This window comes from Acinetobacter sp. ACZLY 512 (genome assembly GCF_023614015.1).
GTDB classification, from domain to species: Bacteria; Pseudomonadota; Gammaproteobacteria; order Pseudomonadales; family Moraxellaceae; genus Acinetobacter; species Acinetobacter soli.
Genome location: NZ_JAKIVI010000004.1, coordinates 120,425 through 142,646 on the forward strand (window position 1 = coordinate 120,425; position 22,222 = coordinate 142,646).

21 protein-coding genes and 1 pseudogene are annotated in these 22,222 nt (G+C 41.4%); 11 read left to right on the plus strand and 11 right to left on the minus strand.

Features of this window, described 5'->3' with window-relative positions; all coding sequences use genetic code 11:
• Positions 1 to 6: 6 nt before the first annotated feature.
• Positions 7 to 1,173, minus strand: coding sequence for a methionine adenosyltransferase (gene metK / locus L2096_RS06355; RefSeq protein WP_004937219.1), 1,167 nt, complete (start codon positions 1,171 to 1,173; stop codon positions 7 to 9).
• 530 nt (positions 1,174 to 1,703) lie between these two features.
• Between metK and tkt the strand changes: the two genes are divergently transcribed.
• The 5 genes and pseudogenes from tkt to aroC all read left to right on the plus strand — a co-directional run bounded on the left by tkt (position 1,704) and on the right by aroC (position 7,197).
• Entirely contained in the window at positions 1,704 to 3,686 is a 1,983-nt protein-coding gene (gene tkt, locus L2096_RS06360) for a transketolase (RefSeq protein ID WP_119025780.1), read from the plus strand.
• Positions 3,687 to 3,982: 296 nt separating this feature from the next.
• Positions 3,983 to 4,564 carry a YceI family protein gene (locus tag L2096_RS06365; RefSeq protein ID WP_250365080.1) on the plus strand — a complete coding sequence of 194 codons (582 nt, stop codon included), beginning with the start codon at positions 3,983 to 3,985 and terminating at the stop codon, positions 4,562 to 4,564.
• 130 nt (positions 4,565 to 4,694) lie between these two features.
• Positions 4,695 to 4,884 (plus strand): annotated as a pseudogene (locus L2096_RS06370) (oxidoreductase); the annotation flags it as partial.
• 198 nt (positions 4,885 to 5,082) lie between these two features.
• Positions 5,083 to 6,093, plus strand: a complete 1,011-nt coding sequence (gene prmB / locus L2096_RS06375) for a 50S ribosomal protein L3 N(5)-glutamine methyltransferase (RefSeq protein ID WP_004937225.1) — start codon at positions 5,083 to 5,085, stop codon at positions 6,091 to 6,093.
• Positions 6,094 to 6,105: 12 nt separating this feature from the next.
• Positions 6,106 to 7,197 (plus strand): chorismate synthase, encoded by a 1,092-nt coding sequence (gene aroC, locus L2096_RS06380; protein ID WP_004947003.1) that lies wholly within the window; start codon positions 6,106 to 6,108, stop codon positions 7,195 to 7,197.
• A gap of 51 nt (positions 7,198 to 7,248) precedes the next feature.
• On the opposite strand, the gene L2096_RS06385 is transcribed toward aroC, so the two are convergent.
• From L2096_RS06385 to L2096_RS06405, 5 genes are all read right to left on the minus strand, one after another.
• Positions 7,249 to 7,737: a hypothetical protein gene (locus L2096_RS06385; protein ID WP_025095180.1), complete on the minus strand. Its 489-nt coding sequence runs from the start codon at positions 7,735 to 7,737 to the stop codon at positions 7,249 to 7,251.
• A gap of 38 nt (positions 7,738 to 7,775) precedes the next feature.
• Positions 7,776 to 8,831: a linear amide C-N hydrolase gene (locus L2096_RS06390; protein WP_250365081.1), complete on the minus strand. Its 1,056-nt coding sequence runs from the start codon at positions 8,829 to 8,831 to the stop codon at positions 7,776 to 7,778.
• Between the two features lie 349 nt (positions 8,832 to 9,180).
• Positions 9,181 to 9,495, minus strand: a complete 315-nt coding sequence (locus tag L2096_RS06395) for an AzlD domain-containing protein (RefSeq protein WP_004937233.1) — start codon at positions 9,493 to 9,495, stop codon at positions 9,181 to 9,183.
• Entirely contained in the window at positions 9,492 to 10,205 is a 714-nt protein-coding gene (locus L2096_RS06400; protein ID WP_250365082.1) for an AzlC family ABC transporter permease, read from the minus strand. Before L2096_RS06400 ends, L2096_RS06395 begins: the two co-directional genes overlap by 4 nt.
• A gap of 73 nt (positions 10,206 to 10,278) precedes the next feature.
• Positions 10,279 to 11,109, minus strand: coding sequence for an AraC family transcriptional regulator (locus L2096_RS06405; RefSeq protein ID WP_151746217.1), 831 nt, complete (start codon positions 11,107 to 11,109; stop codon positions 10,279 to 10,281).
• A gap of 192 nt (positions 11,110 to 11,301) precedes the next feature.
• On the opposite strand from L2096_RS06405, the gene L2096_RS06410 reads away from it, so the two are divergent.
• Both L2096_RS06410 and L2096_RS06415 read left to right on the plus strand, forming a co-directional pair.
• Complete coding sequence (locus L2096_RS06410; protein ID WP_004937238.1) at positions 11,302 to 11,529, plus strand: hypothetical protein; 228 nt, start codon at positions 11,302 to 11,304, stop codon at positions 11,527 to 11,529.
• A 141-nt stretch (positions 11,530 to 11,670) separates the two neighbouring features.
• Positions 11,671 to 12,078 carry a GFA family protein gene (locus L2096_RS06415; protein ID WP_048763068.1) on the plus strand — a complete coding sequence of 136 codons (408 nt, stop codon included), beginning with the start codon at positions 11,671 to 11,673 and terminating at the stop codon, positions 12,076 to 12,078.
• Between the two features lie 21 nt (positions 12,079 to 12,099).
• On the opposite strand, the gene L2096_RS06420 is transcribed toward L2096_RS06415, so the two are convergent.
• Complete coding sequence (locus L2096_RS06420) at positions 12,100 to 12,795, minus strand: glutamine amidotransferase (protein WP_250365083.1); 696 nt, start codon at positions 12,793 to 12,795, stop codon at positions 12,100 to 12,102.
• 137 nt (positions 12,796 to 12,932) lie between these two features.
• On the minus strand, positions 12,933 to 14,444 hold the full coding sequence (gene exaC, locus L2096_RS06425; protein WP_104124325.1) for an acetaldehyde dehydrogenase ExaC: 1,512 nt from the start codon (positions 14,442 to 14,444) through the stop codon (positions 12,933 to 12,935).
• Positions 14,445 to 14,590: 146 nt separating this feature from the next.
• Between exaC and L2096_RS06430 the strand changes: the two genes are divergently transcribed.
• The gene (locus L2096_RS06430) at positions 14,591 to 15,772 is read left to right on the plus strand and encodes a transcriptional regulator (RefSeq protein WP_111812559.1); all 1,182 of its coding nucleotides are present in this window, start codon (positions 14,591 to 14,593) and stop codon (positions 15,770 to 15,772) included.
• 2 nt (positions 15,773 to 15,774) lie between these two features.
• Here the strand turns inward: L2096_RS06430 and L2096_RS06435 are convergent, their stop codons facing one another.
• Positions 15,775 to 16,731, minus strand: coding sequence for an alpha/beta hydrolase (locus tag L2096_RS06435; RefSeq protein WP_151868551.1), 957 nt, complete (start codon positions 16,729 to 16,731; stop codon positions 15,775 to 15,777).
• A 173-nt stretch (positions 16,732 to 16,904) separates the two neighbouring features.
• Positions 16,905 to 18,077 carry an iron-dependent methanol dehydrogenase gene (mdh, locus tag L2096_RS06440; RefSeq protein WP_004937247.1) on the minus strand — a complete coding sequence of 391 codons (1,173 nt, stop codon included), beginning with the start codon at positions 18,075 to 18,077 and terminating at the stop codon, positions 16,905 to 16,907.
• A gap of 227 nt (positions 18,078 to 18,304) precedes the next feature.
• On the opposite strand from mdh, the gene L2096_RS06445 reads away from it, so the two are divergent.
• The 3 genes from L2096_RS06445 to L2096_RS06455 all read left to right on the plus strand — a co-directional run bounded on the left by L2096_RS06445 (position 18,305) and on the right by L2096_RS06455 (position 21,315).
• Positions 18,305 to 20,017 carry a DEAD/DEAH box helicase gene (locus tag L2096_RS06445; RefSeq protein ID WP_048763072.1) on the plus strand — a complete coding sequence of 571 codons (1,713 nt, stop codon included), beginning with the start codon at positions 18,305 to 18,307 and terminating at the stop codon, positions 20,015 to 20,017.
• Positions 20,018 to 20,030: 13 nt separating this feature from the next.
• Complete coding sequence (locus L2096_RS06450; RefSeq protein ID WP_250365084.1) at positions 20,031 to 20,402, plus strand: 5-carboxymethyl-2-hydroxymuconate Delta-isomerase; 372 nt, start codon at positions 20,031 to 20,033, stop codon at positions 20,400 to 20,402.
• A gap of 61 nt (positions 20,403 to 20,463) precedes the next feature.
• The gene (locus L2096_RS06455; RefSeq protein WP_004937251.1) at positions 20,464 to 21,315 is read left to right on the plus strand and encodes an AraC family transcriptional regulator; all 852 of its coding nucleotides are present in this window, start codon (positions 20,464 to 20,466) and stop codon (positions 21,313 to 21,315) included.
• A 60-nt stretch (positions 21,316 to 21,375) separates the two neighbouring features.
• Here the strand turns inward: L2096_RS06455 and thiM are convergent, their stop codons facing one another.
• Positions 21,376 to 22,200 carry a hydroxyethylthiazole kinase gene (gene thiM / locus L2096_RS06460; RefSeq protein ID WP_250365085.1) on the minus strand — a complete coding sequence of 275 codons (825 nt, stop codon included), beginning with the start codon at positions 22,198 to 22,200 and terminating at the stop codon, positions 21,376 to 21,378.
• Positions 22,201 to 22,222 lie beyond the last annotated feature (22 nt).

Sequence of the window (22,222 nt, forward strand, 5' to 3'; positions counted from 1 at the left end):
TAGCAATTAAAGGCCAGATGCATCTTTGAGCACTTGTACTTTATCTGTTTTTTCCCAAGTAAAGGCAGTATCTGATCCTTCGCGACCAAAATGGCCGTAAGCAGCAGTTTGCTTATACATCGGTTGAAGCAGGTTAAGCATACGGGTAATACCAAATGGACGAAGGTCGAAGTGTTCGCGCACCAAGGCCACGATCAATTCGTCATCTACTTTTCCAGTATTAAACGTATTGATTGAAATCGAAGTTGGCTCAGCCACACCAATCGCGTAGCTCACCTGAATTTCACATTTGTCTGCCAAGCCAGCTGCAACAATATTTTTTGCCACATAGCGCCCTGCATAAGCAGCAGAACGGTCAACTTTCGATGGATCTTTACCAGAGAATGCACCACCACCGTGACGTGCCATACCGCCGTAAGTATCTACAATGATTTTACGACCTGTTAAGCCACAGTCACCCACTGGGCCACCAATCACAAACAATCCCGTTGGATTAATGTGGAATTTAGTTGCGGCATGGAACATGTCTGCTGGAATAACTGGCTTGATAATTTCTTCAATAATGGCTTCTTTTAGCTGTGCTTGAGAAATTTCAGGATCGTGTTGAGTCGATAAAACGACCGCATCCAAGCGAACAGGTTTGCCATTTTCATAAGCGAATGTGACTTGGCTTTTTGCATCTGGTCGTAACCATGGCAAAACACCAGAGCGACGAAGCTCGGCTTGACGTTCCATTAAGCGGTGCGCATAAGAGATTGGTGCAGGCATAAGCACGTCAGTTTCACGGCTTGCATAACCAAACATCAAACCTTGGTCGCCAGCGCCTTGATCTTCAGGTTTCTGACGATCTACACCTTGTGCAATTTCAGGTGATTGCTTGCCGATCATGTTAATGACCGCACAGGTTGAACCATCAAATCCGAGATCAGAGTGATGGTAGCCAATACCGTTTACGGTTTGACGAACGATCGCTTCAAAATCAACATTCGCTGTTGTGGTAATTTCACCAGCCAGAACCACAGCACCTGTTTTTACGAGTGTTTCACAAGCAACCCGTGCGTATGGGTCTTCTTTTAAGATCGCATCCAAAATAGCATCACTGATCTGATCTGCCATTTTATCGGGATGACCTTCGCTTACAGATTCCGAAGTAAAAACAGCGTACTCGCGCATGAAAGTCCTATCACAGTTAATTCAAAAGACGGGATATGTTACATCGACTTAGACTTCAGGACTAGCTTAAGCTGACTAAAATCAATGAATTTATTTCAATTCATATAAATTTTAATTTATATCAATAGAACTTATAAAGCATAGTGTTTTGTCTAAGTTTCAGTTATACAATAATCAATCTCAGATGAAATTTATGTGAAATCATCCGATTCTTTTCACCGAAGTGTATTAAATCGAAAACTCTATAACTGATTGAAGCTAACAAAGACGTATATAAAGATGAATCAAATTCACTTTCAACAAGATTGAGTGTTTAAATTTATTGCCTTTAGATTTGTTCATCAGATTTGAGCAATTTAAAAATCATCGAGAATCAGTTAATTTTTAAACATTTTGTGCCTGAATTCAAAAAAACAAACATGAAACGTCACTCTAGGCTTTACCCATTCAGTTTTTTTTAAGACAATACTCACAGTTTGAATTCTGATTCATTTCTTCTTCCTTATCAGCTTTAATTTGGATACTGACCTATGACGACCCCTTTAAACGAACGTCGTATTGCAAACGCAATTCGTGTATTGGCTATGGATGCTGTGCAACAAGCAAACTCAGGGCATCCTGGTGCACCAATGGGGATGGCAGATATTGCTGATGTGGTGTGGCGTGAATTTTTAAACCATAATCCAGCAAACCCGCAATGGGCCAACCGTGACCGTTTTGTACTTTCTAACGGTCATGGATCAATGCTGCATTATGCTTTGTTGCATTTAACTGGTTATGATCTTTCAATTGACGATCTAAAACAGTTCCGTCAGCTTCATTCAAAAACACCGGGTCACCCAGAATATGGTTATGCACCAGGTATCGAAACAACAACAGGTCCTTTAGGTCAGGGCATTGCAAATGCTGTTGGTTTCGCACTGGCTGAAAAAACACTAGCCGCTCAGTTCAATAAAGACGACTTAACAGTCGTTGATCATTTCACTTATTGCTTCTTGGGCGATGGCTGTTTGATGGAAGGCATTTCACATGAAGTGTGTTCATTGGCGGGTACATTAGGTCTAGGCAAACTCATTGCTTACTATGATGATAATGGCATCTCGATTGATGGTGAGGTTGAAGGTTGGTTCAGTGATGATACTGAGCAACGTTTTAAGGCTTACGGTTGGCAAGTTCTTCGTGTAGATGGTCATGATGCCGCTGCAATTCGTCAGGCAACGATTGAAGCAAAAGCAGAAACTACTAAACCAACTTTAATTATCTGTAAGACAATTATTGGTTTAGGTTCTCCAAACAAGCAAGGTAAAGAAGACTGTCACGGTGCGCCATTGGGTGCAGAAGAAATCAAACTTACCCGTGAAGCACTGGGTTGGAGCGATGAAGCATTTGTTATTCCGCAAGATATTTATGCCGCTTGGAATGCCAATGAAAAAGGTCAAACTTCTGAAGCTGCATGGAATGATGTATTTGCCGCGTATCAAGCAAAATATCCAACTGAAGCAGCAGAATTATTGCGCCGTGTAAATGGTGACTTGCCAGCAGACTTTACTGCACAAGCCGATGCATTTATTGCGCAGGTGAATGAGAAAGCAGAAACAATTGCAACCCGTAAAGCGAGCCAGAACACCTTACAAGCGTTTGGTCCGTTATTGCCAGAAATGCTAGGCGGTTCAGCAGATTTGGCAGGTTCTAACCTGACACTTTGGAAAGGGTGTGAAGGTGTGCAGGACAACCCGGCAGGAAACTACGTTTACTATGGCGTACGTGAATTCGGTATGACAGCCATTGCTAACGGTGTTGCGCTGCACGGTGGTTTTGTTCCTTATGTTGCAACGTTCCTGATGTTTATGGAATACGCGCGTAATGCTGTACGTATGTCTGCATTAATGAAGCAACGTGTGATTCATGTATATACCCACGATTCAATTGGTTTGGGTGAAGATGGTCCAACACATCAGCCAATCGAGCAAATCGCGTCTCTTCGTGGTACGCCAAACCTCAATACATGGCGTCCTGCTGATACAGTTGAAACAGCAATTGCATGGAAATCTGCGCTTGAGCGTAAAGATGGTCCAACCGCATTGATCTTGTCTCGTCAAAACTTGCCATTCCAGTCACGTACTGAAGCACAAATTCAAGATGCTGCGAAAGGCGGTTATGTATTGGCACAAGAAAAAGGCGAATTGAAAGCGATTATTATTGCTACAGGTTCTGAAGTATCTATCGCGATGGATGCCTACGCACAGCTTGAAGGCGTTCGTGTGGTATCTATGCCTTGTGCAGAGTTGTTCATGACTCAAGATGCAGCATATCGTGAAGCGGTATTGCCTGCGAGCATTCGTGCTCGTGTTGCGGTTGAAGCGGCGCATGTCGATTACTGGTGGAAGTTCGTAGGTCTAGACGGTAAAGTGATCGGAATGACCACTTATGGTGAATCTGCACCTGCAAAAGATTTGTTCCAGCACTTTGGTATTACTAGCCAAGCTGTAATTGAAGCGGTACAAAGCTACTAAGTTTTAGCGCTTTAAAAGAAAGGCCCTTGTTTGCAAGGGCTTTTTTTTGCCTGTAATTGTGATCGATTGAATCAATAATGTAGCTTTTTGTCTTTTAAAATAAGATAAATTCTTTAGAGCAACTTTTATTACATCCTCTAAATGTATAATTTAAATAAATAAAATTCAAAATTATTAAGAAAAATTAAATTTAAAGTGTGGTGTTTCATCCATGCAACATATCGTTTTATAAATCAGAATGATTTAAATTGTTGAATGTATAGACTAAATAACATGATTTAAAAGGAAAACATCGAATGAAACTTCAATCATTATCTTTAGGTTTGGCGGTTGCGATCAGCAGTACATTCGCACTTGCAGCGCCAGTAGATTATAAAATTGATCCAACGCATACAGCAACCGTATTTAGCTGGAACCATTTTGGTTTTTCAACACCAAGTGCGAACTTCAGTGACATCCAAGGTGTCATTAAAGTCGATAACGCTAAACCTGCAAACTCATCGGTAGACGTGACGATTCCAGTCAGTAGCGTAAACACCAATGTGCCAGCTCTAGATAAAGAATTCCAGCAAGAAGGCTGGTTTAATGCAGCCAAGTATCCAAACATTACCTTCAAAAGTACTAAAGTTGAAACCAAAGACAAAAAACACTTCAAAATTACAGGTAATTTAACCGTTAAAGGCATTACCAAACCTGTGGTGCTTGATGCTGTACTTAATAAACAAGGTGAGCACCCAATGGCAAAAGTTCCAGCGATTGGCTTTAATGCAACCACTTCGTTTAACCGCTCAGAATTCGGTATCGGTAATTATGTGCCGAATGTGGGAGATAAGATCACAGTCAACATCACCACTGAAGCAACTGCTGCTAAAAAATAAGTAATGACACAATAAATCATTCAAAAAGAGATGCTGAGGCATCTCTTTTTTTATTGTGATTAAATTTGAACTTGTAAAGATTTGATTGTGTTATCAATCTCCCTTCTGTAGCAGGCATTAGGTTTTCTGTCCGTATGCAATTAAAAGTAAGCGAAGATTTGGAAGTTCCGATGAGCAAAGCGCAGAACCTCTAAAAGAGTTTTTATAAAATGGCAATTCCTTCCGACAGTGTTGCACGTGTAATTGCCTATGCAATTGAACAACCTAAAGATGTCGATATCAATGAAATTGTGCTACGTCCAACACAACGAGATTTTTAATGCTATTTAGTTTTACAAAAAATAAAAGCCTACTCATGATGAATGGGCTTTTGAATCTTTAACACAGAATGATTTGAATGACATGATCGCACCTCGTGATCACAGTTCCTTTAAATGCATACCATCTTGATCTTATAAAGCTTGACAAAACAAGGTATGATAACGCGTTTTGCATAACAACCTTTTGGAGATCCCTGAGTGGAGCGACCGACAATCAGCCCTGAACATTTACAGGAAGCAGCAGAAAGTTTAAGCACAATTCGTGATTTTATTCGTTTTGGTGTGACTGCATTACGTCAATATGATGCTCATTTAGGACAAGGGACAGAAGATTATTTTGCTGAAAGCTCAGCATTGGTATTGCAAACGTTGTCACTTGAATGGGCGGCAGACTCAGAAATTCTAGATGCCAAATTGCTGCCAAGTGAAAAAGCCGAATTTTTGAGTTTACTCGAACGCCGTATCAATGAGCGTACGCCAACGTCATATTTGCTCAATCTTGCTTATTTTGCCAACAAACCGTTTTATGTCGATGAGCGTGTTTTGATTCCTCGCTCGCCGGTAGCAGAGCTGATCGAACAACGTTTTGCGCCGTATTGCCTTGATGAAAATGGTCAAATGCGAGAGGCACAAAACAATCTGCCGGAAAATGCTGCGCCAAAAACACCGCACCGAATTCTAGATATGTGTACAGGTTCAGGATGTATCGCGGTTGCATTGGGTTATGCTTATCCAGATGCAGAAGTAGATGCAACAGATATTTCAAAAGAAGCACTTGAAGTGGCTGCGCTGAACGTTGAACATCACAATAAGCAATATCAAATTGCACTTATGGAGTCGGATCTTTTCGCAAAAATTCCTGCCGAAAATCAGTACGATTTGATTGTCAGCAACCCGCCTTATGTTGACGCTGAAGATATGGCTGACTTGCCAGAAGAGTTTTTACATGAGCCTGAACTGGCTTTGGCAGCAGGTCAGGATGGACTAGATTTGGTGCGTAAAATGCTCGCTCAAGCGGCTGATTACTTAAGCGAAAATGGTCTGATTGTGATTGAGGTGGGTAATTCTGAGTGGGCGATGCGTCAAAACTTTAATACGGTCGATTTCCACTGGTTGACATTCCAAAAAGGTGGTTCGGGAATCTTTGCATTGACTGCTGAACAGTGCCGTCGTCATCAGAAATTATTTCAAGCATCATTAGAGGGATAAGGAAGAAACGTTATGGCAGGGAATAGTATTGGGCAGCTGTTTCGAGTCACCACCTGTGGGGAATCGCATGGCGTCGGCTTGATGGCAATTGTAGATGGTGTTCCGCCGGGTCTTGAACTTTCTGAAGCGGATTTACAGCAGGATCTTGATCGACGTAAACCGGGTACCTCAAAGTTTGCAACACAGCGCAAAGAGCCCGATCAGGTTAAAATTATTTCGGGTGTGTTTGAAGGTAAAACTACGGGCACATCGATTGGTCTGTACATTGAAAATACGGATCAAAAGTCGAAAGATTACGGCAATATTGCGCAAACTTTCCGTCCTGGACATGCCGATTATACCTACACGCAAAAGTATGGTTTTCGCGATTATCGCGGTGGCGGACGCTCAAGCGCACGTGAAACGGCCATGCGTGTCGCTGCTGGCGCGATTGCGAAAAAGTTTCTTGCAGAGAAGTTTGGTATTGTCATTCGCGGGCACGTAACACAAATCGGAACTGAAGTAACAGAAAAACTCGACTGGAATGAAGTTTCTCAAAATCCATTTTTTTGTGGTGATGTTGATGCCGTTCCACGTTTTGAAGCTTTAGTTACCTCTTTACGTGAACAAGGTACAAGTTGTGGCGCCAAACTCGAAATCGTAGCGGAAAATGTTCCAGTTGGTTGGGGTGAACCTGTATTTGATCGACTCGATGCCGATATTGCACATGCGATGATGAGCATTAATGCAGTAAAAGGAGTTGAAATTGGCGATGGTTTTGCTGTCGCTGGCCAGTTTGGGCATGAAACCCGTGATGAGTTGAGCGCTGATGGATTCTTGGCGAATCATGCAGGGGGTATTTTAGGCGGAATTTCAAGCGGTCAGGATATTCGCGTTGCGATTGCCTTGAAGCCAACTGCGAGTATCACTACGCCGGGTAAAACCATTAATATCGATCGTGAAAATATCGATGTTTTAACCAAAGGTCGCCATGATCCGTGTGTCGGGGTTCGGGCAACGCCAATTGCAGAAGCAATGCTTGCGATTGTGTTGATGGATCATTTTATGCGCCATCGTGCACAAAATGCAGATGTGATTCCGCCTTTTGAGCCAATAGCGCCTTAAGACGCTATTTTTAAAAAACACCTCACACCATCGATGGCGTGAGGTGTTTTTTTATGACTTGTTATACACTTCGATAAAGTTTTTATAGGCGCTTGATTGTTGTCCATCTTTATACATGGCACGTTTGATTGGGCCATGATCGGTATTGATTTGTACTTCAATCGATTTTGCGTTTTTAAATTCAGATAAAAAGCTACTTGGTACCACAATATAGTTACTCGAACGTCTAGGCTCTAAACGATTCACATAACGTAAGACGGTAGGCTGTTTGGGTTTGTAAGATAAATGTTTACCATCAACAATAAAAGTCACCTTTTTGATGTCGTAATACAAATACGAGCTATTGAGGCGAACATCGATTCTTAATTGGCTCTTATTTTCCGGATTCCAGCGTGCACTCATAATTGGGCACTGTTCGGTCGGTTGACACAAAAGCAGTCCCGCCGTTGCCACATCATCCGGTGGAGCCGTATCTTGAGGAACAGTTGCACAACCATGCAATAAAAAGAGTGCTGTACACCACCCAAAAATTCTTTTCATGTTTTTCCTCGTTCATCCAATTTTGAGAAACTTTCGACTTAATCGTCTTTACCTAAAAAATGAAATGGGGTTGATGCTTTAAACTGACTGGTTGCATCTCCCGCATAGACATTTTCCTGATTTTTTCCTAAATCCAGTTTCTTTGTTATACCATCTTTAAAGTTAATCTTTTTTAAATCTATCCAAAAAATATTGGGTGAAAGAGCTGATTCAAAAAAGTACATTTTATGTTTATGGTCAACCACTGTTCGCCATCGGGTCGATGAAATATTAGGTTCTTCTTCAGTATTTAAGCCATAAGGAACAGATACGTTTCGAATCACGCCAAATACAGAAGCAAGACTGGCTTTTGGATCTTCAGTTTTGGGAATGGCATTGATATAAAACGATGCCCGAGCAAATCGGTCAGCTGCGCGGTTAGTTCCCGGTAAAAATGTTGTACCCCCTATTTTTTTCCAATATTCATTTAAGGCAAGCTGCTCTTCAAAAATAGGGGAGTTGGTCATCACCTGATAAGTCTTACTGTGATGAATCACTTGCTTGCCATTAATATATTCAACAATAGCGCTGTCGCCCGTGACATCGGAAAGTGACAAATGTAAGGTGGTTAGTCTTTGTTCTCCAGGAACTGCATCACTGACAATAATAAACGGCTCTTTTTCTAAAGCTATAACCGCTTCATTTACGGTTGCAAAATTATCGAGCGCATACTGTGCCCACGCGGCAATGGTTAATTTAGGCTTGTTCGAGGTTTTTTCGTCTGGATATTGTGATTCCACCAGCCACAATAGATTGGCGTTGAGTCCTGCTTCGTTGACACCGTCTGTGGTTGCAACATCATAACCAGTAGCAACAACGCTTCCGTATTTAGACGTCCACTGGATGGAGTTTTTACCTGAATTGCCACTGCGTTTGATACCGCTAGGTAGAATCCACAGATTGGTACCTACATCACTTTTCCAATCCATGGATCGGGCAGTGAGAATATTCTGATTGTTACCTTGATATACCACACGAGTACACGCCTGAGCAGTGTAAGATAAAAGAAAGGTCGAAGATGCAATAACAGAACTCAAAAGTATGTGCTTAAACATAATTTTGTCCTTTAATTCAAACTATAATTTTTAGAATGCGTTAATTTTCAATTAAAATTTAATGTACGATCTGCGTTTAATTACGCAGTCTGTTGTCCTGAATGTACTCGATTTAGGCAATAAAAACGAGTTTAATTACAAAAAGTAAGTTTTTAATTCACTTGGGCTGAATGAGTTCAACTTATTGGCCATCGACTATGATATTTGTCACTAAAATTTAGCCTGTATTAGCATGTCGGATAAGCTACACATCTTGCGCATCCTCCTCATTGATTCGATATGATGAGAATATTGAACAAACCGACACGGAAAAACATACGCTCAAGTCAGCGTTTTAACTAAAATCAAATCAGGCCATTAAATACACCAGAAGATAAAAACTGCTCAGGCTTATACAGATTGTGGCTAGCGTATGTCGAATAACATAGGCAACCAATATGGTAATCAATGTGGCAATAAAGTAGGGGTTTATAATGTGCTCTCGAAAGACATGATTATCCATCAGAATAATCGGAACGCAAATCGATGAAAGAATGCAAGGTGCAGAATAGCGCAAGGCACGATTAAGCCAGTCGGGAATTTTGATCGGAAAACGAGGTTCTAAAAAAATATAACGATTTAAAAAGACAATTCCCGCCAGTAAAAGCATAAATGTCCATGTCATTCTTTTTTCTCCTTAGATTCAGACCATGCCGCTACGCACATCCCAATCAGTGCAGCAATTAATCCACCCATCAAGATATTTAAATATAGGCTTAGTGCTGTCAGAACAAGCGTGGTGATCACCCCGATCAGAGCATGTCGGTTTTGAATGAGAGGCACAATAATGGCTATAAACGTTGCAACAATAGAAAAATCCAGATGCATGTGTTCAAGTTGTGAAAATGATGAGGTCAGTAGCACACCAAAAAAACTAAACACAAGCCAGCAGAGATAAAACCAGATTCCTGCACCGAGTAGGACACGGTAGTAGTTATAGTGTGGTTGAGTGCTACTGATTGCAAAGAGTTCATCGGTTAAAACAAATCCAAATAATACACGTTTGCCGAAAGATTCATTTTTCACAGATGAACGTAAGTTGAGCGCGTATAGGTAATGTTGTGAGGTGATCAGAAATACAGACAAAAAAATACTAATGAGTGGAGCGCCCGCCATGATCATACCAAGTGAAACCAACTGAGCTGCACCAGCAAATACAAAAGCAGACATCCCGATGGCTTGAGCAGGGGAAAGTCCAGCCTGAATCGCCATCGAACCGGCCAGTAATCCCCATGGCAAAACAGCAATGCACAAGGGAGTAATTTTTAAGGCGCCCGTAACTAAATCACGTATATGGGCCAAGTTAAAATAATTCGATATTACATTATTCATCATGATTGGATTTTATATCTCAAAATAACAGTACGATTTTAGCCACCTAAAATTGATCTTAATTGCATAAACTTGCTTATTTTAAACTTCGAATATAACCGCCGGGTGTGATGCCGAGTGCATTTTTAAAATGTCGCGTGAAATGACTTTGATCTGAAAAACCGCAACGTTGCGAGACATCTGAAATCGTCAAATCTTCACGTAATAATTTTTGTGCTTTCATAATACGACATTGAACAAGCCACGCATGCGGAGAAAAACCTACATGTTTTTTAAATTGTCTTAAAAAATGCCACTGGCTTAAATGTGCAAAGCCTGCGAGTTCACCCAGTGAAAAATCATGTTCGGGATGTGTTGCGATCATTTCTTTGATTGTAAGTATTTTGCTTTTGGCATCACTTAAGCTCAATAATGACGGCTTTGTTTGACTATAGCGTGTAGTCAACCAAGCCATGGTAGATAGAAAAAGTGTTTCTTTAAGTAAAATATTCTGTGGCTGCTCAAGAAGATCAAATAATAATCTGAGCTGCTGGGCAAGACCTTCATCATGAACCACAGCATGCGTAAACCAAGGAATGAAACGCTGGGTAGAAACCAAATCCTGAGTAAGACGGCTCAATAGTTCAGGGGTTGGATAAATTGCTCGATAGCGCCAACCAGTTTCAACAGCCGAAGAACCTGTATGAATTTCATCTGGATTGACTAAAATAATATCGCCTTTGGGTGCAACATGGTGAGCACCAGTACGGAAAAAACGCTGCGCACCTTCTTCAATTACACCAATACAAAAGCCTTCATGAACATGACGAGAAAATGTTTGCTGATAGTATTGTGCGCTCAGCATTTCTAATCCACCTAACTCCTTAAGATGCAGATAATGAACCTGTTCACGCGGTCTTCGGGACATAATAAACTTACCTGTAACGCATGCTGTAGAGAATGATAAAACGTGATGGTGGTTTATAGAACAAAATTGCTGCTTTTCAGTTTAAATTTCCAGTAAAAAATGATCATGTAGTCGTTAATTTTTTAAAATTAATCAAAGTGTAAAGAAATCTAAGTACTTTAAATAAGTATCAAGGCTGAAAGAATAGATCTGATGAAAAAAGCAAATGTTGCATATCTTGATCAATTAATTGAAGATTTTAAACATAATGGGGAAAAGCCATCCAAGATTGTGATTGGATATAAAATCTATTCGGAGTTGATGAATGATACAACTTTTTCTAATGAGGTTTTGCACTCAGCACTCGATGCCAGTAAGCGTAAATACAAAAAGCTCAAGATTAAAATTAGCCAAGATGAATTTCAGCTCAAAATTGAATAGCGACGCTGGCTGCAATTAAGCTGAGTGTTGAAAGCGCATAAGTGTTTACAAAATCTAAAGCATCACAGTGCAATATTTAGCCATGTGATGTTTTTTTTCGATAGTATAAAAGCCGACTCAAACAAATAAGGAAAATAAGAAATGTTAGGCGCTTGTTTGTGTGGTGCAGTGCAGATTGACGTTGAGGTCAATTCTGAGGAAATTACAGTGTGTCATTGCAGCATGTGTAGAACATGGGGAGGAGGCCCAGCTTTGACAGTTGAATCGACTCAAAAAATCAAGCTTACTGGGCAGCAATTTGTTCGAAAATATGACTCATCGGAATGGGCAGCGCGATATTTTTGCCAGCAGTGCGGCACCAATTTGTTTTACAAGCTGAACGAACGAGAGTATTACAGCATTAATGCCGAATTATTCGACTTAGCTTCCGATGCCAAAATCCATCTTGAGATTTATGCCGATCACAAGCCAGATTATTATCAGTTTCTAACGAAGTCACCTCAAATGACCGAGCAGCAAGTGATCGATCAATTTTCCAGTGACGAATAAAAGATCAGAAATAAAGCTGACTTATACTAGGTTAAGCTGCTTGAGATAATCTAAGAGAATCGAACGTGCCTCGTGAGATAAACCTTGAGCATAGCGTGCGGTATCGGCGCGAAGCGCTTGAACTAAAAAATTTCCTTGTCGAAGCTCAGCTGTATGCCCGATGAGCCAGCGTTCAAAGTTATCACCACACACTTCCAAATGAAACTGTAAAGCAAGTACATTCGTTCCACATGAAAAGGCTTGATGCGGATAATGTTCTGAACTTGCCAGCAGCGTCGCTGACGTAGGTAAATCAAAGGTATCACCGTGCCAGTGTAAAACCGGTTGATCGATCAGCCCCTGTAATGGGTTCTCTGATGTGGCCTTGATGTCTAAGGTACTCCATCCAATTTCTTTGTGCTCTCCAGCATAAACTTTGGCACCGAGTGCTTTGGCAATAAGCTGAGCACCTAAGCAAATTCCAATCGTCGGCTTATTCGCCGCTAAGCGCGCTTTAAGAAGTGCCGTTTCTTGTTTTAAAAATGGATAGTCGGCTTCTTCATACACACCGATTGGACCACCTAAAATGACGGTAAGGCCATCATGCTCAAAGGCAGGCTTGAGGTCATCTACACCTGCTTCAAAATAACGCACTCTAAAACCAAGCTCATAAAAAAGATCTTCAAGCGAGCCGAGATCTTCAAAGGCCAGATGTTGAACTGCATAAATAGTTTTCATGGCGTAAGTTACACAATATTAAAAAGATCTCATGCGATCATACCTGAAGTATGCATAGAACAAAATGCAAAGCCATACCTCGATATTGCTCAAAAGAAAGGCCCATCGTGGGCCTTTTTTTGTTACGTTACACGTGATTAGAAGAAGCCCATTGGTTTGGTTGAGTAGCTCACCAACAAGTTTTTGGTTTGCTGATAATGATCGAGCATCATTCTGTGGTTTTCCCGTCCAATACCAGACTGCTTATATCCTCCAAATGCGGCATGAGCAGGGTATAAATGGTAACAGTTGGTCCAGACTCGACCAGCCTGAATTGCACGGCCCGCACGATATGAGGTGTGTGCAGAGCGAGACCATACACCGGCACCTAAGCCATACATGGTGTCGTTGGCAATCTTGATGGCCTCGTCAAAATCTTTAAATGTGGTGACCGATAGTACTGGCCCAAAAATTTCCTCTTGGAAAATTTTCATGCTGTTGTCACCTTTAAAAATAGTCGGTTCAATATAAAAACCACCGTCAACATCGTGACGCGGATCGCCACCCGTCATCAATTGCGCGCCTTCGTTTCGACCAGTATCGATGCAGCCAATAATCTTATCAAACTGTTGTTTAGATGCTTGAGCACCAATCATGGTGTCGGTATCAAGTGGATGACCTGTTTTGATTTTTTTAACCCGTTCGACTGCCAATTCCAGAAACTGATCGGCAATACTTTCCTGTACCAGCGCGCGTGATGGACATGTACATACTTCACCTTGGTTCAGTGCAAACATGGCAAAGCCTTCAAGTGCTTTTTCAAGATAGTCATCTTGCTGTGCCAGCACATCTTCAAAGAAAATATTAGGCGATTTACCGCCCAGTTCGAGCGTAACAGGAATAATATTTTCAGTCGCGTATTGCATAATCATCTGGCCAACTTTTGTTGAGCCGGTAAATGCAATTTTTGCAATTCTTGGGTTCGTCGCCAGTGGACGACCAACCTCGGCACCGTAGCCATTTACAATATTGAGTACACCAGGTGGAATTAGGTCTTGAATCAATTCCATTAATACCAGGATACTTGAAGGCGTTTGCTCGGCAGGCTTTAATACAATGCAGTTACCCGCTGCAAGTGCTGGTGCAAGTTTCCACGCGGCCATTAAGATTGGAAAGTTCCACGGAATGATCTGTCCAACCACACCGAGCGGTTCGTGAAAATGATAGGCAATGGTATCTTCATCAATTTCAGAAATTCCACCTTCTTGAGCGCGAATACATCCTGCAAAATAGCGGAAATGGTCAATCGCCAGTGGAATATCTGCTGCCAGTGTCTCGCGAATCGGTTTGCCGTTTTCCCATGTTTCTGCTACGGCAAGTAACTCAAGATTTTCTTCTAGACGGTCTGCAATTTTAAGCAGTAAATTTGAACGAACAGTCGGTGATGAGCTGTTCCAGTCGGCTTTTGCTTTATGCGCCGCATCAAGAGCAAGCTCGATATCTTCAATACTAGAGCGTGGAATTTGAGTGAATACCTTGCCATCTACGGGAGAACTGTTGCCAAAATACTCGCCTTTAACAGGAGGCACCCACTGACCCCCAATAAAATTTTCATATTGTGCTTTAAATTGAACTTTTGAACCGGGTTGGTTTGGGTCGATGTATCGCATATCAGTATTCCTTTGCTTATTATTCATCTATGATTGAAGCATCTACAGCTTTGGTATAAGGTACTTTTGTACATTATTTAATTAGCATAGAAGAAATAAGGTTGGAGAAAGGTTGGAAATAATGAGAATTTGCAAGGGAACGACAAATGTTTACAAAACAGGATTTACTACACCAGCGGCATACCATTGATAAACTGAGAAATCAAAGTGTACTGACGCCGCAACATGCTGAAAAAATTGAACAAAGTATTGCGAGCTCTTGGCAGCGATCTGCATCTGCCGATATTCCTAAAGAGCGCTTAGCTGCACCTTTGCTCAAACCTGCCTCAAACAAAAATCCCAGTGTTTTAGATGTGGCGATTCAGGCGTGTCAACATGATCTTAAACACGTCGCGGAGCAATCATCGATGGTGATTGCGGTGGCAGATATAGGCAGCACGATTTTATGGGCAGCGCCAAGTGCGCAAATGCGAAGCGCTGCTGAGAAGGTCCATTTTGTTGCTGGTGGTCAGTGGAAAGAAGAGCTTGTAGGGACGAATGCTTTGGCTTTGTCACTTAAAACCCGGCAGTCGAGTTGTGTTTTTTCCAATGAACATTACATGTCTTCTGTGCATGATTGGGTGTGTTACGCTGCGCCAATTTTAGATCCTTATACACAACAACCTGTGGGTGTTGTCGATTTATCCGCCACTTGGAAAAATCACAATGCTTTAGGCATGTTGGCGGCAGAGCGTTGTGCTGCCATCATTCAAAATGCGCTTATCGAGCATCAGCGACAGCACTTATTTATTCGTGCTTTTTCTACACCGCAGATATTATTTAACGGCAAAGCGCTCGTATTAACGCCACGACAAGTTGAAATTTTAACTATTTTAACTTTATGTCCACAAGGGCTGAATCTGGAAAAACTGCATCATGCACTTTATGGTGAGCGCAAGGTCAGTGTAGGGACGCTCAAAGCTGAAATGTCTCAGTTACGTGATATTTTGGGTGGCTTACTCGGATCGAGACCTTATCGCTTACTGGCACATGTAGAGGCAGATTTTTTACAGGCAGAAGATGCGCTTAATGCAGGTTATGTCGCTGTGGCCTTAGAACTGTATACAGGTGTGCTGTTATCCCGCTCGGAGAGTCCTTTTATTTGTACATGGCGTGACTGTCTTGAATCACGTCTGAGTGATGCAATTTACAAAGCAAAAGAGCCTGATATGTTGCTCAAGCATCTAGCACGCTTTCCAGAAGCCATAGATGCTGTACAACGATTAACCGAGCTGCTTCCACTGGATCATCCTGCACACCAATTATTGGTCAAATATTATGAAGGATAAGGTCAGTATGAACTGATTTTGCTGTTAAGCCATTGAAATAACTTTTGATAGACAGCTTCACGTACAGCGGGCGCTGATAAGACCAGATCATGCACACCATTTTGGATGCTCTGGATTGTCACATCGCCCTTGATTTTTTTAGCGTATTTGCGAATGTCTTTTACATTTAAAATCACATCACTTTGTGTGACGCTCTTATGCCAGCGTTTCGGATTTTTAGTTTGATGTGAATGCATCACCAGTACAGGAATATCAATATACACACCTTTGTGAATTTCTTTTTGGGCACTATGTATAGCATGTACAAAACTAAGTAAAACGGTCGGTGCAGATACTGGCTTCCAGTTCAGATCAAAATCCCATTCGCCTTTTAGGCTTTGATGCAAACTGGTAACGTACCATCGGTTGAGTTTGCTCGGAAAAGGTTGACGCGGCAATACTCGACCAACCTGACTCAACAGCGGAATTCCCAGTTTCTTTTCGGCAAGACTCAAATTGAACTCATAAAATGGACTGTTTACCCAGAGTGCTTTGATCAGTGAATTCTGACGATAATGTGCAGCATACAAAGTGGCAATCAGCCCGCCAGTAGAGTGACCTGCAAGTAACACTTGATGATGAGATTCTTGCTCGATTAGCTCAAGTGCCAGACTAATTTCGGCATCGTATTCGCGTAAATCGTGCACATTAAAAAATGTTTGATGGGGGAGTTTAGAGCGGCCATATTTGCGTAAATCAAGGGCGTAAAAATCATAACCATGTAGATTAAATTGCTCGGCCATTTCTTTTTGAAAAAAATAGTCAATATAGCCATGAATATATAGCACAGCCTTATCAGTAGTATGATTGGCTTTTTTTCTTACCAGTGTGGCGATCACTCGACCTTCATAATCGTCAGGAAAATTCAGGATTTGCTGTTCATAGCCTTCACCTAAGAGATCGGCGCTGTAATCTGACATTCTTGTTTTTTCTATTGAATCATGATGTCTTCATCGTTATCTGAAATTTAAACTTTGTCAATTACGACATGTGAATAAAAAAAGGGAATATCCATGATGGAGATATTCCCAAAATCCGAGTAAGTTGGTTAGAGAGAACCTACTCAGAAGAGGATTTTTGCTTTTTAAGCCAGTTACAATGCTGCTTTAAACATCTCGACAACTTGTGCATGCGTTGCTTTACGTGGATTGGTAAGCATACAGGCATCATTTTGTGCATTTTCTGCCATAACTGCCAAATCTTCTGGTTTAACGCCCAATTCTGTTAAACCAGATGGAATACCAATTGAAGAAGACAACTCACGTATCGCATTAATCGCTGCATATGCCGCGGCAGTGGTACTCAAGCCTTGAGTATTTACACCCATCAGTTCTGCAATTCGGGCATAACGTTCAGGGCACGCAATTAGGTTGAATTCACAAACATGGGGCAATAAGATCGCGTTGCATACGCCGTGCGGCAGATTATAAAAACCACCTAATTGATGTGCCATGGCATGTACATAACCCAATGAGGCGTTGTTAAATGCCATACCTGCCAGATACTGCGCATAGCTCATGGCATCGCGCGCTTCGATATCTTCACCGTTGGCTACTGCGGGTCTGAGCCATTGACTGATCATGCTAATAGCTTTTTCTGCACAGGCATCGGTAATGGGGTTGGCTGCTGTCGATACATAAGCTTCAACCGCATGTGTCAAGGCATCCATCCCTGTGGCAGCGGTCAAGCCTGTCGGTTTAGCAATCATAAGTTTAGGGTCGTCTATGGCAATCAATGGTGTGCAGCGCCAATCGACAATTGCCATTTTTACGTGCGTATCTGTATTGGTGATGATACAAAAGCGTGTCATTTCAGAAGCGGTGCCTGCTGTAGTATTGACTGAAATCAGCGGGGTCATTGGGACTTTGCTTTTATCAATTCCTTCATAGTCACGGATGTGACCACCGCCGGCAGTCACCAGTCCAATGCCTTTGGCGCAGTCATGTGATGAACCGCCTCCTAAAGACACAATAAAATCACAGTCATTGTGAGTATAGGCTTCTACACCACGATGTACATTGATGTCGGTCGGATTAGGTTCTGCACCTGAAAAAATATGACTTTTTACACCGGCGCTATGTAGATATTCTGCAATTGTGTCGGCTACACCAAATTTAAAGAGGCCTTCATCGGTCACAATCAGAGCTTTTTTTGCTCCTAAATCAATTGCTTTATTTCCAATTTCTTTGGCACATCCTGGACCAAAAAGTGAAACGCTCGGGATGAAAAAACCGTTGGTTTGATCTGCAATTTGTTTAAACGCCATTGAGATATTCCTTATTCAATCTGTTTATGTCTTGTTATCTAGGTGTCCTTCACCATGTCACTAGTATTATCTGAGCGTAAAATAATGTGTACCTACCAAACACCTACCAAGAATTTTTGAATTAAGATTTTGTATTTTAAGTGATATTTTAATCGATTGAGCTTTAGCATTTTACTTTTATGTCAAAGTCGTTAAGCTATGTGCTCGTTGTTAGAAGTCGTTGGATTATGAAGCAAGAAACTGCACTGAAGTTATTAAAAGCCGGAGAAAATGTATTCCTAACGGGCTCGGCCGGTGCAGGTAAAACCTATACACTTAATCAGTACATTCAGTATTTAAAGGCGCGTAAGGTACCCGTTGCCATTACTGCCTCAACAGGTATCGCGGCGACGCATATGAATGGCATGACCATTCATACATGGGCAGGTATTGGCATTAAGGATCATCTATCCGATGATGACCTGAAACGTATGAAAGAGCGCAAGTATTTAAAAGAACACCTTGAAAACGCTCAAGTGCTGATTATTGATGAAATTTCAATGTTACATGCCAAACAGCTTAATCTGGTAAATCAGGTACTGAAATACTTCAAAGAAAGCGACGAAGCATTTGGCGGTATACAAGTCATTGTGGCCGGTGATTTTTTTCAGTTGCCGCCTGTTGGTAAAAATGATGAACGCAACCGCGATAAATTTTGCTTTATGTCGGATGCGTGGGTTGAGGCAAAATTTCGAGTCTGTTATTTGACAGAACAACACCGTCAGGACGATGAAATTTTAAATCAGATTTTAAATGCCATTCGAGCGCAAAATATACAGCCAAATCATAAGCAAGCCTTATTGTCATCGCGTCAGCATGATATTGGGGATACGTTTACACGGCTTTACACCCACAATATGGATGTAGACGCGATCAATTTTCAACATTTGAATGAAATTGAAAATGATGGCCATCAGTTTAATGCCACATTAGATGGCAATGAAAAATTACTTGAAACATTAAAATCGTCGGTACGCGCGCCTGAAGAGCTTACGCTTAAAAAACATGCCAAAGTGATGTTTGTAAAAAACAACTTTGATATGGGATATATCAATGGCAGTTTAGGCGAAGTGATCGGATTTGAAGAAGACGACGAATTTGGCTTACTGCCCAAAGTAAAAATGACAGATGGAACCACGTTGCTGGTAGAGCCTGAAACATGGTCGATCGAAAACGAAGCCGGGAAGGTGATTGCAAGTTTCCAGCAAATTCCATTACGTTTGGCTTGGGCGATTACCATTCATAAAAGCCAAGGTATGACTTTGGAAGCCGCAGAAATTAATCTAACCCATACGTTTGAAAAAGGTCAGGGTTATGTGGCTTTATCTCGACTGAAGTCATTAACGGGTTTGCGTTTACTTGGTTTTAACGAGCAAGCTTTGGAGCTTGATACCCTTGCGCTTAAAGCAGACAAGCGTTTTCAGGAGTTGTCTCAAGAGGCAGAAGATCATTTTGCAGAAATTGATTTAACCGATAAGCACAAAGCGTTTATTCGACATTGTGGTGGTACGCTCAATGAAACCGAAATTGCTCGTAACGAGAAAAAACTCGCCAAAGGTGAAAAGCAAAATTATGGCTCTGCGACCTTAGATGAAACTCGTGAGCTATTCGAGGGCGGGTACGACATTCAAGATATCGCCCAAGAGCGAGGACTTACACCAGCCACCATTATTAATCATCTGGCGCGTTTACACCGTGAGCAAGGACTGGATATTTCGGTGGCCCACCCGGGTGATGAGGTAGTCGAGCAAGTACGTAAATTGTTTAAACGTGTGCAAAAAAGCAAACGGCCAGAAAATTTTAATGACGATGGTTCAATCAAACTCAAGCCGATTGTGGATCTCACTAGCCCGAGAATGGGCTATGATCAGGTACGTCTTGCACTGTTATTTATAGAATAGGAAGTCAAACCGTATGCCCCATATTATTGTGGATTATTCGGCCAATATTGAATATTTCGATCCGAAGCAATTGTTGTCTCAAATCAATACCAGCATCATTGAGACAGGCTATTGCGATGCGATAGATATTAAATCCCGCGCCCGAAAAGATGATATCTTTTTGATTGGAGAGGGAGATCACAATCAGGCCTATGTGCATGTCAAAGTTTATTTGCTCTCTGGACGTACCGAACAACAAAAGACCGAGATTGGTGAAAAGGTATTACAGGCAATAACTAGCAATCAGAGTTTAATGAGTCAGAAAAAACCGATCCAAAGCTGTGTTGAAATTGTGGAAATGCCCAAACAGGATTATTTCAAACAAGTGATTAAATCGCAATTTTGATCAGGATCGGCATGTTTAATCATTTCATAATATATCTATCAAATGAACATGTATTAAAGCTATGACGGCTTATGATCTGAAATTAAAACGCGTGTGTGATTACATTCAACAACATTTGGATGAATCTTTAAATTTACAACAATTGAGTGAAGTTGCTGGATTATCCAGATTTCATTTTCATCGTATTTTTTATGCACATCTGGGCATGAATGTAATGAAATATACGCAAATGTTGCGATTAAAACGCGCATCATTTCAGCTTGTATTTAAACCAGAAGTAAAAGTGATCGAGATTGCTTTAGATGCTGGTTTTGATAGTCCAGAAGCATTTGCAAGAGCATTTAAACGTTCATTTGATCAAACGCCCAGTGTCTTTAGAGTTGAGCCAAACTGGCAAAATTGGCACAGGAAGTTTGTTTATTTCACCCCTAAAAGTGAGCTAGAAATGAACGTTACCATTATTGAACGACCTGTCGAGAAGATCGCTTATATTTCTCATCAAGGTTCACCTGAAAAAGTATTTGAAACTGCAGCCAAGTTTATCGAATGGCGTAAAAGAACAGGGTTGTCTCCCGTTAAAACATCGGCAACCTATGGTATTCCTTTTTCGGATCCTGAGCAGACGCCTGAACAAGAATTTCGCTTCGATATTGCAGGATCAATCACTAAGCCGATTGATCCTAATCATGAAGGCATCGAAATGAGTGAAATTCCCGCGGGACGCTATGCTATTGTTCGGCATTTGGGAAGTCATGATCATATACGTGATAGCGTCTATTTTTTATTTAGAAACTGGTTACCAGCGCAACAGGAAGAAGCGGGCGATTATCCAGTATTCTTTCATTATCATAATTTTGTACATGAAGTGAAAGAAGCTGATTTGGTCACCGATATTTATTTGCTACTGAAATAAACCTATCTAGGGACGATTAAAATCGTCTCTAGATATTTTAAAAATATAGAACTGAGATTTTCAATCATCAGAAATTAATTCAATACGCGCATACTGTTCAATCAAGTTTGCATCGAGCATATGGATATAATCCATAAACATAATATTAAAACTCCCCACCGTTTGTGCTTGATCAAAAGCAAGCTTTCCGGCAATTGCAAAATGCACATGCGCAGTAATTGCAGCCAAATGAACAGGTGCGACAGCACAGTATGCTGCGACTAAAGCACCCAGTGCACAACCTGTTGCAGTGATGCGTGGCTGTAAATGGCTACCACCTTGAATTTTGACAATGCAGGTCATTGCATTTGACAGGATATAATCGGTTTCACCTGAAATCGCCACACAACTGGTTTTAGTTAAAAGATGCTGGGCGTGATGAAACATTTCATCGCTTTTGAGAGTACTGTCTACACCTTTAGATTGGGTCAGGCGCCCTGCAAGGACACTAATTTCAGAAGCATTACCGCGAATAACCGAGGGGTGATACTGTAATAGCGCATCGACAGCGTCACTTCGCCATTTGAGAATTGGCCCGTATCCTACAGGATCCAGCACCCAAGGAATGTGATGTTTGTGCGCCGTTTGAGCCGAAATCATCATGGCCTGCATCTGCTCTGTGGTCGGGGTACCAGTATTGATGCTAAGTGCGCCACAAATTTGGGTAAAACTCTCAGCCTCAAATGGATTATCAATCATTGCAGGTGAGGCACCCGCTGCCAGCAAAACATTTGCCGCATAGTTGGCTGCCACGCTGTTGGTAATACATTGTACCAGCGGTGCTTGTGCCTGTAATTTTTCCCAAGTATCAATAACATGTTCAATAATGTTGCATGAGTTATACATGGTTGACCCCTAAAAAGAAAAA